Genomic DNA, 13,062 nt, shown 5'->3' with positions numbered 1-13,062 from the left:
AACCAACAGAGGAGAATGACATGAAACTGATTTTGACCGGCCTGCTGGCCGGACTGCTCGCGGCGACCGCCGCCAAGGCCGACGAGATGGCGTTCACCAGTTGGGGCGGCACCACGCAGGAGGCGCAGACCAAATCCTGGGCGGCACCCTTCGAGGCCAGCTCCGGCATCAAGGTGCTGCAGGACGGACCGACCGACTACGGCAAGCTCAAGGCCATGGTCGACGCCGGCAATGTCACCTGGGATGTCGTCGACGTGGAAATGGATTTCGCCATCAAGGCCGCCAAGGACGGGCTGCTGGAGCCGATCGACTATGCCGTCGTGCCCAAGGCCGATCTCGACCCGCGCTTCAGCAATGAGCACGCCGTTGGCAGCTTCTATTATTCCTTCGTGCTCGCCTGGAACAAGGGCACAGTCACGGGCGAACCGACCGGCTGGGCCGACATGTTCGACACCAAGAAGTTTCCCGGCAAGCGGACCTTCTACAAATGGTCGGCGCCGGGCGTCATCGAAATCGCTTTGCTGGCCGACGGCGTGCCGGCGGACAAGCTTTATCCGCTTGATCTCGACCGTGCCTTCAAGAAGCTCGACACCATCAAGTCCGATATCGTCTGGTGGGGCGGCGGTGCCGAGTCGCAGCAGCTGATTGCTTCCGGCGAAGCCGCCTTCGGCCAGTTGTGGAACGGGCGCGTCTTCGCCCTCCAGCAGGATGGCACCGATGTCGGTGTCGCCTGGAATCAGAACCTCACCGCAGCCGACGTGCTCGTCGTGCCGAAGGGCGCCAAGAACAAGGACAGCGCGATGAAGTTCCTCGCCACCGCCACCAGCCCGACCGGCCAGGCAAAATTCGCCGAGGCAAGCGGCTATGCGCCCATCAACACCAAGGCCAAGGCGGAGATGCCCGCCGATGCCGTCAAGGCCCTGCCTGATGCCCATGTCGAGGGCCAGATCAACCTCGACATGAACTACTGGGCCGAGCATCGCGACGAGATCGCCACGCGCTGGTATGCCTGGCAGACCAAGTAACACCGTTGCCGGGTTGACGGGGCGCGGCTTGCGCGCCCCGTTTCGAGACAGGACCGCTCGATGCAGGGAAATTATCCTAGACGCGGCTCGGTTGCCGGCCTGCCGGCCGGCAGCGGCAGCGCCTTGCCGGCCCTCCTGCTGGTCGGCCTGTTCTTCATCGTGCCGGTGGTCGCTTTGCTGCTGCGCAGCGTCACCGATCCCGAACCCGGCCTGCAGAACTACGCCGCGCTGTTCGGCAGCGGCACCTATGTGCGGGTATTCCTCAACACCTTCCTGGTCGCATCGGTCGTCACCGCCGTCACCATCCTGGTGGCTTTCCCCGTTGCCTGGATGCTGGCGATCATGCCGCCGGCCCTGGGCTCGATCATCTTCGGCATCATCATCTTGTCGATGTGGACGAACCTTCTCACCCGCACCTATGCGTGGATGGTGCTGCTGCAGCGCACCGGCGTCATCAACAGGGCACTGATGGGCCTGGGCGTCATCCACGAGCCGCTGCCGCTCATCAACAATCTGGCCGGCGTCACCATCGGCATGGTCTACATCATGCTGCCGTTCATGATCCTGCCGCTGGTCGGCACGCTGCGCGCGATCGACCCGATGACGCTGCGCGCCGCAGCCCTTTGTGGCGCAAGCCCGTTCGAGGCCTTCCGCCGCATCCTCGTGCCGCTGGCGCTTCCCGGCATCGCCGCAGGAGGGCTGATGGTCTTCGTCATGTCGCTCGGCTACTTCGTCACGCCTGCCCTGCTCGGCGGTACATCCAACATGATGTTGGCCGAAATGATCGCCCAGACGGTGCAGTCGCTGCTCAACTGGGGGCTCGGAAGTGCGGCCGCCTTCGTCCTGCTCGTCGTCACCATGGCGCTCTACGCGATCCAGCTCCGCCTGGTCGGGGCCAAGCGCCCCGGCGGAGGGATCTGAGGATGCTGCTCGACTACGACAGGCTCGGGTGGCTGCGCGTGGCGCTTGTCGGCTTCACGGCGGCAGTCGCGGCTTTCCTATTGCTGCCGGTGGTCTTCATCGTGCTCCTGTCATTCGGCTCGTCGCGCTGGCTGGCCTTCCCGCCGCCCGGCTGGACACTGAAATGGTACCAGCAATTGCTGGCCGACCCGAGTTGGATCGATGCCGCGCTGACCAGTGCCCGGATTGCCGCAATGGCCGCCATCCTCGCCGTCATCATCGGCCTGTTCGCCTCCTTCAGCCTGGTCAGGGGCGAATTTCGCGGGCGCCAGATCCTGCGCGGGCTACTGTTGACGCCGATGGTGCTGCCAGTCGTCGTTTTCGCCATCGCCATCTACGCCTTCTTCCTGCGCATCGGCCTTGCCGGCACCACGGTCGGCTTCGTCATCGCCCACACCATCCTGGCACTGCCTTTCGCCATCATTCCGATCACCGCGGCACTCGAGGGTTTTGACAAATCCATCGAGGACGCGGCCATAATCTGCGGCGCCAGCCCGCTGCAGGCACGGTTGAGGATCACCTTGCCGTCGATCAGGATCGGCATCTTCTCGGCGGCGATCTTCTCTTTCCTGGCCTCATGGGACGAGGTCGTGGTGGCGATCTTCATGGCAAGCCCGACCTTGCAGACCTTGCCGGTCAAGATCTGGGGCAGCCTGCGCGCCGACCTCAGCCCGGTCGTCGCCGCCGCCTCCAGCCTGCTTGTCGGCCTGACCTTGTGCCTGATGATCGTGACCGCACTCCTTCGCAGGAAATTGTCCAGATGACCCGACCGTTCCTGTCCATACGCGCGGTGAGAAAGACGTTCGGCGCCTTCGTCGCCGTCCATGACGTCACCATCGATGTGCCCAAGGGGGAGTTCCTGACGTTCCTCGGCCCGTCGGGCTCCGGCAAGTCGACGACGCTCTACGCCATCGCCGGTTTCCAGGATCCGAGCTCGGGCGATGTGCTCCTGGAGGACAGGTCGCTGCTTTCGGTGCCGTCGCACAAGCGCAACATCGGCATGGTCTTCCAGCGCTACACGCTGTTTCCGCATCTGAGCGTCGCCGAGAATGTCGCCTTTCCGCTGCGCGTGCGCCGCCGGCCCGACGGCGAGATCAGGCGCAAGGTCGCCGACATGCTGGCGCTGGTGCGCCTCGAAAACTTCGCCGACCGCCATCCCGGCGCGCTGTCTGGAGGCCAGCAGCAACGCGTGGCGCTTGCCCGCGCGCTCGCCTACGACCCGCCGATCCTGTTGATGGACGAACCACTGTCGGCGCTCGACAAGAAACTGCGCCAGGAGATCCAGGCCGAGATCCGCCGCATCCATCGCGAGACCGGCGTCACCATCCTCTATGTCACGCACGACCAGGAAGAGGCGCTGCATCTTTCGGATCGCATCGCTCTGTTCAGGGAAGGCCGCATCGAACAGATCGGCACTGGCGAGGATCTTTACCTCAGGCCGGCGAACGAGTTCGTCGCCGGCTTCATCGGCAACTCGAATTTCCTGCCGGCCGAGCATCTGCAAACCACGGGTGGCGCATCGACGATCCGCCTAGCCGACGGCTCGATCGTGACCGGCGTCAAGACGACAACGTCGTTCGGCCAAGGCCAGAAGGTCCGGATGATGGTGCGCCCGGAAGCCTTCCGCCTGACGCCCGGGCCAACAAGTGCGGCACTCGCCGTCGAGATCGTCGATACCGCCTTCTTCGGCGATCGCCGGCGGGTCGTGGCGCGCACGGCCGGCGGCGACGAAATCGATGTCAGGCCAACCTCGGATGCAGAGGAAGCAGATGGCACCGCCTCATCAGGTCAGCGCATCTTTTTCGATCCCGCTTCGGCGTTCCTGTTCCCGGCCTGATGGCCGCTATCTTCCTGCTGGCGTCGGATTTCGACTGATCCTCCCGCAGCGGTCGCTCAGCCGGCGTTGAAGACACGAAGTTCCGTTCCGGCCGCTTCAACGGCGGCGCGCAGCGCCGGTTGGGGTTCGCGATCGGTGACGATGTCGGAGAGATCAGCCAGTGCGCAGACGCGTTCGAGGCTGTTGCGGCCGAACTTGTCGTTGGTCACCACAAGCGCTGTCGACAGCGCGCGCGCAATCATCGCCCGCTTGACCGCCGCCGCCCCCGAGATCATGTCGCTGGGCCCATCCGCGGACAGGCTCGAGGCGCCGATGATAGCGATGTCGGCATTGTAGCGCCTGACGAATTCCACCGTATCCTCTCCGACCACGCTGGCTTCGCGGCTGTCATAGGTGCCGGGGCACAGGATGACCCGGAAGGTCGGATTGGCGCCGGTCACCGAGGCCACGCCGATGGAGTTGGTGATGATGGTCAGCTCGCGCTTCAACTGCGAGAGACTGCGCGCCACCTCGTAGGTGGTCGAGCCGCCATCGATCATCACGATCTGGCCTTTCTCGACCAGTCCAGCCGCACCACGTCCGATCCGGGCACGCTCCTCGATCATGGTCTGGCTGCGCTCGGCAATGACCGGTTCGGACGTCACCAGCGAGATCGTCGCGCCACCATAGGTTCGGTTGAGCAGTCCTGCATCGCCAAGTTCAATGAGATCGCGGCGGATCGTTTCGCCGGCGACACCCAGGCGCAAGGCGAGCCTGGAGATACGGATCGAGGCCGAGCGGCGCACTTCCGACAGGATGAGCGCATGCCGCTCCTTCTTCGATAGCCGGCTGTGCTCCATGATCGATTCTCCGCGAAATCGACACTATTAACCATGCCGATGCAGATGGGGAAGGAGTCTCGCAAGGCCTGGCTGACCTGCCTCGATTCGAACGGTATGCCGGCTGACAAGCACAAGCGCTGCTGATCTGATGACGTTCTGACGAATCGGCGGAAGACGACGGAGACCGCAATGCATGTCGTGACATTGTTGAAGGCTGATATGTTCGACGTCGAGATCGACGGCAAGCCCGCCTCGATCGCGCAGGCCTTGCCGGACTGGAACCCGCATGACCGTTTCGGCCTGGTGATCGACGATGCGCTTGGCGGCATCGGCGCCACCCATCTGCTGCAGATCGCCATCACCGCGTTCTACGACATCAAGCCGAGCCGCCGCACTGAGCTCACGGTCTATCCGGAAATCTATGCGTTCCATATCGGCAGGGGCTATGGCGCGCATGCGCCCTATGATTTCTGGCCGGCCCGGCGCGAAATCATCACCTCGCTCGATCATCGCGAGGTGCTCGACGCCATCAATGATCGCGGCATCACAAGGCTGGCCGTTCCCGATCGCGCGCCGCGCGAGGTGGTGCACCGCCCGAAGGAAGTCGATGCCGCGCTTGACCGTATCGCCTCGGCCTTCGTCTACAGCCCCTCGGGCCGGGTTTCGGATCCCGACCTGGTCATTTCAGGCAACGACAAGCGAACAGAATTCAACCCCAACAGCGCACTGCGGCCCCGCTACACCGACAGCCGGCCGGCCTCGGTTTCGACCGCGGCCAAGCCGGTCAAGGAACTCGATTCGTCCTACCAGGACTGGCTGCGCAAGCGTCAGCACGATTTGACCGCCGAGGAACGCGCCTTCGTCGAACGCCGCCGCCAGGAGCTGAGGCAGGACGGCCTCGTCACCGAAACCTATCGGCGCATCAGTGTCCGCGAAGCGCTGATGCGGCTGGCATCGGCCGGCCTCGATCGAGACACGGCCGCTGCCTCCTGATCAATAGCCGACAGTGAAGCGCTGCCTGACATGGGCAGGCTTCTCGATCTCGTCGACCATGACGATGGCATAGTCCTCGAAGGAAATGCTGCTGCCCTTGACCGAAGCGAGAAGCGTGTCCTTGCCGAGGCGGTATTTGCCGGTGCGCTCGCCCGGAATGAACATGGCCGACGGCGACAGGAAGGTCCAGTCGAGGTCGCCGACGGTCTTCAATGTGTCGAGGAAGTCGGCACCCTTCTGCGCCTCGGCCTTGTAGATCGCTGGGAATTCGGGGGTGTCGACCAGACGCTTGCCGGGCGCGACTTCAAGACTGCCCGCGCCACCGACAACGAGATAGCGCTTCACACCGGAAGCGCGCACGGCAGCGATCAGCGTGTCGGTGTCGCTGTCCAGGAAATGCACCGAACTGATCACCACGTCATGGCCGCGGATCAGATCGGTGAGGCCTTGCCTGTCGAAGACATCGCCCTTCCTGGCGGTGACGCCAGGCAGCGCCGCGATCTTTTCCGGGCTGCGCGCGATACCGGTGACCGTGTGGCCACGGTCGGAGAGTTCCTTGAGCAGCCGCGAACCGACTGCGCCCGATGCACCGATGAGAGCAACTTTTGCCATGTCTTTTCCAGTCCTTGTTGGAGGTCAGTTGGGGAGTTCACGCCGCCGCGATATGGGCGACAAGATTGTCGAAGCTGCCGAACAATGCGTTCGAACCGATGAGCCGGGGCGTTTCGTTGCGAATGACCGCGAGCGAAGGCACACCGTTGGCATGCAGGCGCTGAAACAGCGCGCGACCTCGGCCAACCAGCTCACGGTGAGCGGTCAGCAATGTCTCGTTCGGCTGCTTCAACATTGCGGCGGCGTCCGCCATGCCAGCGTCGACGAGCACGGCAACGACACCTTCGATAGTCACGATATCGCGGCCATCGACATAGCGCGCCCGCTGGATCGCCTTCAGTGCGGTCAGCCGGCGGCCGGTGTCTTCCAGGCCAGCGGCGCTGATGCCGAGGGTCGCGGCATGCGAGTCCAGCAAGGTGCCACGGATGCCGAGGACATTGCGCTGATAGGCCTGCGTGAACTTCTGTCCGGTCAGACGTTCGATTCGCTGGTCATTCGCCCAGGCGTGGGCGGCAAAGCCTTCATCCATCGGCCGCGCACCGGCACCGGAGAACAGGCCGGTCGGCAGCAGCTCAACGCGCACGCCGCTGGCCGACAGCCTATCCAGCATCGGGGTGGCGCCGTAGCACCAACCGCAGAGCGGATCGAAAAGATAGGTCACTTCTGCTTTGCTCATCGTCATCGCCATTCCTGGTGGGGGCTGTCACAGCCCGGCCCCGCCAATCATCTAGGACATATGTGGCAGGCAGCGGTCTTGCGATAAATACGCGCCAATAATACAAACTGTCTGATTGAATCAGACAAAGGCAGCGCATTGGCCGACCTTCTGAACCTCAACCGGCTCGTCTACTTCACCACGGTGATGGAGACCGGTTCGTTCACATCTGCCGCGGACCGGCTTGGCGTCGCCAAGGCCGTCGTCAGCCATCAGGTCGGCAGGCTTGAAGAGGAACTGGGCGCGACGCTGCTGCAGCGCACGACGCGGCGTGTCACGCCGACCGAGGAGGGCCGCCTCTTCTATGACCGTGCGATGATCATTTTGCGCGAGGCGGAAGCGGCCTATGGGGAAATCTCTCACGCGGCCGTCGAACCCACCGGAATGCTGCGGCTGACCGCACCGCTCGACTACGGCACCAAGATGGTGGCGCCGGTCATGGCGACATATTTGAAGGCCTATCCACAGATGCGCGTCGAAGCGATCTTCGATGACGCGGTGAGCAATCTGGTCGACGAGCAGATCGATCTTGGCATCCGTGTCGGCTGGCTTGCCGATTCCTCCAACCAGGCGCGGCGCCTGGGCACGATAGAGCAGGTCGTGGTGGCGAGCCCGGCCTTCGCAGCGACCTTGCCGCCCGACGTGACGCCGCGCCAGGCGAGATCGCTGGCCTGGGTTGGCAACGCCCAGCTGCGTGGTATCGGCCAATGGCTGTTTTCCAGAAATGGCGAAAAGGTGCTGACCGAACTCAACCCGGTCATCATGTGCGACAAGAGCCCGGCTTCCCTGGCCTGCGTGCTCGCCGGCATCGGGCTTGGCATCTTCCCCGACTACAGCGTCAGCGACGATATCACCGAGGAGAGGCTGGTGCCGGTGTTTGCCGACTGGACCTTGCCAACCGGCGGCATCCACGCGGTCTTTCCACCGGCCCGGTTCCGGCCCGCCAAGGTGCGCGCCTTTGTCGACCTGCTGGCGGCTGCCGAGAAGAGACGATCACGCGGCGCCGCCATGGCGTGACGCCGTCAGCGGGCCTCCTGCAGAATCATGTCGGCCGCCTTCTCCGCGATCATCACCACCGGAGAGTTGGTGTTGCCCGACACGATTGTCGGCATGATCGAGGCGTCGACCACACGCAACCCGGCAAGCCCGTGAACCCTAAGACGATCGTCGACCACCGCCATCGAGTCCGAACCCATCTTGCAGGTGCCGACCGGGTGGAAGATCGTCGTGCCGATATCGCCTGCCTTGCGGATGAGGTCTTCGTCGCTGTCATATTGCGCACCGGGTAGCATCTCTTCCGGTGCAAAGCGTGCTATCGCCCTTGCCTTCATCAAGCCGCGGACATGGCGCAGTGACGCGACGGCGACGCTGCGGTCTCCCTCGGTGGAGAGATAGTTCGGCTGGATCTTCGCTGCCTCGCGCGCATCGGACGATCCCATATGCACAGTGCCCCGGCTCTCCGGGCGCAGATTGCAGACCGATACCGTCACCGCCGGGAAGCGATGCAGCGGCTCGCCCAAGCGATCCGTGCTCAGCGGCTGCACATGGTATTCGAGATCAGGTGTTGCGAGACGCGGATCGCTCCTGGCGAAGATGCCGAGCTGACTCGGCGCCATCGACAGCGGCCCGCTGCGCCTGAGCGCGTATTCCAGCCCCATCGACGCGCGGCTGATCAGATTGTGGTAGCGCTGGTTGAGCGTGGTGGCATTGGCGACCTTGAAGACGGTGCGGATCTGCAGATGGTCCTGCAGACCTTCGCCGACCCCCGGCAAGGCATGACGGACATCCACGCCAATTCCCGAGAGCAGGTCTGGCCGGCCAACGCCCGAGAGTTCAAGGATCTTCGGCGAGTTGATGGCACCGGCGGCAAGAATGGTCTGGCCGGCGGACACGCGATGCAGGCCACCGTCTTTTCGGAAGACGAGGCCGGTGACGCGTAGGCCTTCGAACTCAAGCCGCTCCGTCTCGGCGTCGATCACGACGCGCAGATTCTTGCGCGCGGCAATGCCACGCAGGAACGCTTTCGACGTGTTCCAGCGCACGCCGTTGCGCTGGTTGACCTCGAAATAGCCCGAGCCCTCATTGGTGCCGGTGTTGAAGTCGTCGGTGCGCGGAATGCCGAGTTCCTCGGCGGCGTCTCGGAAGGCGTCGAGGATCGGCCATGACAGGCGTTGCCGTTCGACCCGCCACTCGCCGCCGCTGCCATGCATGGCGCCCTTGCCGCCGTGATGGTCTTCCGATTTGAGGAAGTAAGGCAGTACATCGTCCCAGGCCCAGCCAGCGTTCCCGGCCTGGCGCCAGCCATCATAGTCGGCGGCCTGGCCGCGCATGTAGATCATGCCGTTGATCGATGAACAGCCACCGAGCACCTTGCCGCGCGGATAGTTGAGGCTACGTCCGTTGAGGCCGGCCTCCGGCTGGGTCTTCATCATCCAGTCGGTGCGCGGATTGCCCATGCAGAAGAGGTAGCCGATCGGGATATCGACCCAGTGGTAGCGGTCGCTGCCGCCGGCTTCGAGCAGCAGCACCCGGTTGCGCGGATCGGCCGAGAGCCGGTTGGCGAGCACGCAGCCGGCGGAGCCGGCACCGACGATGACGTAGTCGTAGTCGCCAAACGGGGACGGTGATGCTTCGCTCACGTGCGGGCCTGTTGTCCGGCGATGCGCTCCCATAGCGGCACCATCGCGCTGTTGATCTCGCCTTAGAGCAGATACCGCCGGGCGTATGCCTCGGCAACCGCCTCGTTGGGCGCGAAGTGTCGGGCGGCGGCCGTCATGGCGGCGGCGCCAGCACTATAGCCCGCGAAGAGGCCAACGCTGGTGCCCGCCGCGATTGCTGCTCCCAGGGCTCCGGTCTCGCGACTGCGCGCCACGGTGACGGGCACGCCGAGCACATCGGCGAAGATTTGCGGCCAGACCGAACTGCGTGAGCCGCCGCCGGACAGCACCACATGATCGAAATCGGCGTCGGCTTTGAGCAGCGTCTCGACATGGCGCTTGTGCTCGAAGGCGACGCCCTCGAACAGCGCCCGCAACAGATGCGCCCGCGTATGCCAGCCGGCGATGCCGTAGAAGCCGGCGCGCGTCGCCGACGTATTGCGACCGTTCTTCTCAAAAGCCCGATCCTAAGGATCAGACAAGCATGCTGCATCGCGAAAAGCGTCGCAATGGTGGCTATTTGATCATCGGTCAGTGATGGCTTACGTTAGCGCAGGGCCAGTCTGCCCGCCATCCGGGCACAAAAAAGGCCCGCTTGAGGGCGGGCCATTTTTAAGAGTTTGGTTGCGGGGACAGGATTTGAACCTGTGACCTTCAGGTTATGAGCCTGACGAGCTACCGGGCTGCTCCACCCCGCGCCACCTCTCAGCAAGCGCTTGCTTGCTAAACTAGGCAAGCGCTTGCTTGCTAAACTAGGCAAGCGTTTGCTTGCCGAACTAGGCAAGCGTTTGCTTGCTTAATGCTGCGATCGCCGTGGGCGATTGCGATATTTCTGCCCCCCAAATGAAAGGGCCGCTTTCGCGGCCCGTGATCCCTTGGCGGGCCTGTTCGTGAAGAGAAGATTTTAACGTGCATTTAGCAGACCTGGCAGCGACCTACTCTCCCGCGTCTTGAGACGAAGTACCATCAGCGCTGGAGCGTTTCACGGCCGAGTTCGGAATGGGATCGGGTGCAGCCGCTCCGCCATAACCACCAGGTCGGCAAAACGCACGTTATTCGAGAAGCTGTTTTCTGTGCCAAGGCGACGTTTGCGTTTTGCTAACGGGCAAGGCCCGCAAGCGCGACTGCGCGTCGCCGGTTTTCCGGCGCCCTCGCGGAGCATAGGCCCGTAAGGGCCGCTCATGCGTGAGCGCTGGTAAGACCATCTGACTTTGTCAGATGAGCATAAGGAATGAGAACGATCAAGCCGATCGAACTATTAGTACCGGTAAGCTTCAAGCGTTGCCGCTCTTCCACACCCGGCCTATCAACGTGGTCGTCTTCCACGGTTCTCAGGGAATACTCGTTTTAAGGTGGGTTTCCCGCTTAGATGCCTTCAGCGGTTATCCCGTCCGGATATAGCTACCCTGCTATGCGGCTGGCGCCACAACAGGTCCACCAGAGATCCGTCCATCCCGGTCCTCTCGTACTAGGGACAGATCCTTTCAATATTCCTACACCCACGGCAGATAGGGACCGAACTGTCTCACGACGTTCTGAACCCAACTCACGTACCGCTTTAAATGGCGAACAGCCATACCCTTGGGACCTGCTCCAGCCCCAGGATGCGATGAGTCGACATCGAGGTGCCAAACAACCCCGTCGATATGGACTCTTGGGGGTCATCAGCCTGTTATCCCCGGCGTACCTTTTATCCGTTGAGCGATGGCCCTTCCACGCGGGACCACCGGATCACTATGACCGACTTTCGTCTCTGCTCGACTTGTCAGTCTCGCAGTCAGGCAGGCTTATGCCATTGCACTCAGCGAACGATTTCCGACCGTTCTGAGCCCACCATCGCGCGCCTCCGTTACTCTTTAGGAGGCGACCGCCCCAGTCAAACTACCCACCATACATTGTCCCGGACCCGGATAACGGGCCGCGGTTAGACATCCATAGTAATAAGGGTGGTATTTCAAGGGTGGCTCCACCTGAGCTGGCGCCCAGGTTTCAAAGCCTACCACCTATCCTACACATGCCACTACGAATGCCAATGTAAAGCTATAGTAAAGGTGCACGGGGTCTTTCCGTCTAACCGCAGGAACCCCGCATCTTCACGGGGAATTCAATTTCACTGAGTCTATGCTGGAGACAGCGGGGAAGTCGTTACGCCATTCGTGCAGGTCGGAACTTACCCGACAAGGAATTTCGCTACCTTAGGACCGTTATAGTTACGGCCGCCGTTTACTGGGGCTTCGATTCAGAGCTTGCACCCCTCCTCTTAACCTTCCAGCACCGGGCAGGCGTCAGACCCTATACGTCGTCTTGCGACTTCGCAGAGCCCTGTGTTTTTGATAAACAGTCGCTACCCCCTGGTCTGTGCCACCCTCCTCTACTTGCGTAGAAAAGGGTCACGCTTCTTCCGAAGTTACGCGTGCAATTTGCCGAGTTCCTTCAGCATAGTTCTCTCAAGCGCCTTGGTATACTCTACCAGACCACCAGTGTCGGTTTCGGGTACGGTTTATAAGGAGGAGCTATTTCCTGGAACCACGCAGCAGCCCGTTCAATCCGATAAGATTGGACTACCTCAATGATCCGTCACTACCTCCAAGCCCACGAATATTAACGTGGTTCCCATCGACTACGCGTTTCCGCCTCGTCTTAGGGGCCGGCTAACCCTGCTCAGATTAGCTTTAAGCAGGAACCCTTGGTCTTTCGGCGGGGGAGTCTCTCACTCCCCTTACGTTACTCATGTCAGCATTCGCACTTCTGATACCTCCACCACCCCTCACGGGTATGGCTTCATCAGCTTACAGAACGCTCCGCTACCGCTTGGCCCTTGCGGACCAAACCCTAAGCTTCGGTGTATGGCTTTAGCCCCGTTACATTTTCGGCGCAAAGACCCTTATTTAGACCAGTGAGCTGTTACGCTTTCTTTAAATGATGGCTGCTTCTAAGCCAACATCCTGGTTGTTTTGGGATCCTCACATCCTTTCCCACTTAGCCATAACTTGGGGACCTTAGCTGTAGGTCAGGGTTGTTTCCCTTTTCACGACGGACGTTAGCACCCGCCGTGTGTCTGCCGACTAGTACTCCCAGGTATTCGGAGTTTGGTTAGGTTTGGTAATCCGGTGAGGACCCCTAGCCCATCCAGTGCTCTACCCCCTGGGGTATTCGGTCGACGCTCTACCTAAATAGATTTCGCGGAGAACCAGCTATTTCCGAGTTTGATTGGCCTTTCACCCCTAGCCACAAGTCATCCCGAACTATTGCAACAGTTATGGGTTCGGTCCTCCAGTAAGTGTTACCTTACCTTCAACCTGCTCATGGCTAGATCACTCGGTTTCGGGTCTAATGCGACGAACTGAACGCCCTGTTCAGACTCGCTTTCGCTGCGCCTACACCTATCGGTTTAAGCTTGCTCGTCACACTAAGTCGCTGACCCATTATACAAAAGGTACGT

Annotated in this window: 10 protein-coding genes, 1 tRNA gene, 2 rRNA genes and 1 pseudogene (1 of these 14 only partly in view); 6 read left to right on the top strand and 8 right to left on the bottom strand. The window is 62.0% G+C overall.

Annotated features, from left to right (window positions below):
• Positions 1 to 20 precede the first annotated feature (20 nt).
• Genes ACZYHG_RS11470 through ACZYHG_RS11455 form a run of 4 tightly spaced genes read left to right on the top strand, consistent with a single transcriptional unit; the run spans position 21 to position 3,822 of the window.
• Positions 21 to 1,025: an ABC transporter substrate-binding protein gene (locus ACZYHG_RS11470; protein WP_464613871.1), complete on the top strand. Its 1,005-nt coding sequence runs from the start codon at positions 21 to 23 to the stop codon at positions 1,023 to 1,025.
• Positions 1,026 to 1,085: 60 nt separating this feature from the next.
• The gene (locus ACZYHG_RS11465) at positions 1,086 to 1,946 is read left to right on the top strand and encodes an ABC transporter permease (RefSeq protein WP_464613870.1); all 861 of its coding nucleotides are present in this window, start codon (positions 1,086 to 1,088) and stop codon (positions 1,944 to 1,946) included.
• A 2-nt stretch (positions 1,947 to 1,948) separates the two neighbouring features.
• On the top strand, positions 1,949 to 2,749 hold the full coding sequence (locus tag ACZYHG_RS11460) for an ABC transporter permease (RefSeq protein ID WP_464613869.1): 801 nt from the start codon (positions 1,949 to 1,951) through the stop codon (positions 2,747 to 2,749).
• Positions 2,746 to 3,822 (top strand): ABC transporter ATP-binding protein, encoded by a 1,077-nt coding sequence (locus tag ACZYHG_RS11455; protein WP_464613868.1) that lies wholly within the window; start codon positions 2,746 to 2,748, stop codon positions 3,820 to 3,822. Before ACZYHG_RS11460 ends, ACZYHG_RS11455 begins: the two co-directional genes overlap by 4 nt.
• A 56-nt stretch (positions 3,823 to 3,878) precedes the next feature.
• Here ACZYHG_RS11455 and ACZYHG_RS11450 read toward each other — a convergent pair whose 3' ends face one another.
• Entirely contained in the window at positions 3,879 to 4,661 is a 783-nt protein-coding gene (locus ACZYHG_RS11450) for a DeoR/GlpR family DNA-binding transcription regulator (protein ID WP_464613867.1), read from the bottom strand.
• A 171-nt stretch (positions 4,662 to 4,832) separates the two neighbouring features.
• On the opposite strand from ACZYHG_RS11450, the gene ACZYHG_RS11445 reads away from it, so the two are divergent.
• Positions 4,833 to 5,636: a hypothetical protein gene (locus tag ACZYHG_RS11445; protein WP_464613866.1), complete on the top strand. Its 804-nt coding sequence runs from the start codon at positions 4,833 to 4,835 to the stop codon at positions 5,634 to 5,636.
• On the opposite strand, the gene ACZYHG_RS11440 is transcribed toward ACZYHG_RS11445, so the two are convergent.
• Positions 5,637 to 6,248, bottom strand: coding sequence for an NAD(P)-dependent oxidoreductase (locus ACZYHG_RS11440; protein ID WP_464613865.1), 612 nt, complete (start codon positions 6,246 to 6,248; stop codon positions 5,637 to 5,639). It lies immediately after the preceding gene.
• Between the two features lie 37 nt (positions 6,249 to 6,285).
• Positions 6,286 to 6,924 (bottom strand): DsbA family protein, encoded by a 639-nt coding sequence (locus tag ACZYHG_RS11435; RefSeq protein WP_464613864.1) that lies wholly within the window; start codon positions 6,922 to 6,924, stop codon positions 6,286 to 6,288.
• A 138-nt stretch (positions 6,925 to 7,062) separates the two neighbouring features.
• On the opposite strand from ACZYHG_RS11435, the gene ACZYHG_RS11430 reads away from it, so the two are divergent.
• Positions 7,063 to 7,980, top strand: coding sequence for a LysR family transcriptional regulator (locus ACZYHG_RS11430; RefSeq protein WP_464613863.1), 918 nt, complete (start codon positions 7,063 to 7,065; stop codon positions 7,978 to 7,980).
• A 5-nt stretch (positions 7,981 to 7,985) separates the two neighbouring features.
• On the opposite strand, the gene ACZYHG_RS11425 is transcribed toward ACZYHG_RS11430, so the two are convergent.
• The 5 genes and pseudogenes from ACZYHG_RS11425 to ACZYHG_RS11405 form a co-directional block, all read right to left on the bottom strand.
• On the bottom strand, positions 7,986 to 9,635 hold the full coding sequence (locus ACZYHG_RS11425) for a GMC family oxidoreductase (protein WP_464613862.1): 1,650 nt from the start codon (positions 9,633 to 9,635) through the stop codon (positions 7,986 to 7,988).
• Positions 9,599 to 10,045 (bottom strand): annotated as a pseudogene (locus tag ACZYHG_RS11420) (FGGY-family carbohydrate kinase); the annotation flags it as partial. The pseudogene ACZYHG_RS11420 and the gene ACZYHG_RS11425, both read right to left, overlap by 37 nt.
• 196 nt (positions 10,046 to 10,241) lie before the next feature.
• Positions 10,242 to 10,318: transfer RNA gene (locus tag ACZYHG_RS11415), tRNA-Met, on the bottom strand.
• Between the two features lie 224 nt (positions 10,319 to 10,542).
• Positions 10,543 to 10,657 (bottom strand): 5S ribosomal RNA (rrf, locus tag ACZYHG_RS11410).
• A gap of 200 nt (positions 10,658 to 10,857) precedes the next feature.
• Positions 10,858 to 13,062: ribosomal RNA gene (locus tag ACZYHG_RS11405) — 23S ribosomal RNA — on the bottom strand; it runs 617 nt beyond the window's last position.

The sequence above is a fragment of the Mesorhizobium subarcticum genome (assembly GCF_055456085.1).
This window is presented reverse-complemented; position numbering and strand designations above follow the sequence as displayed.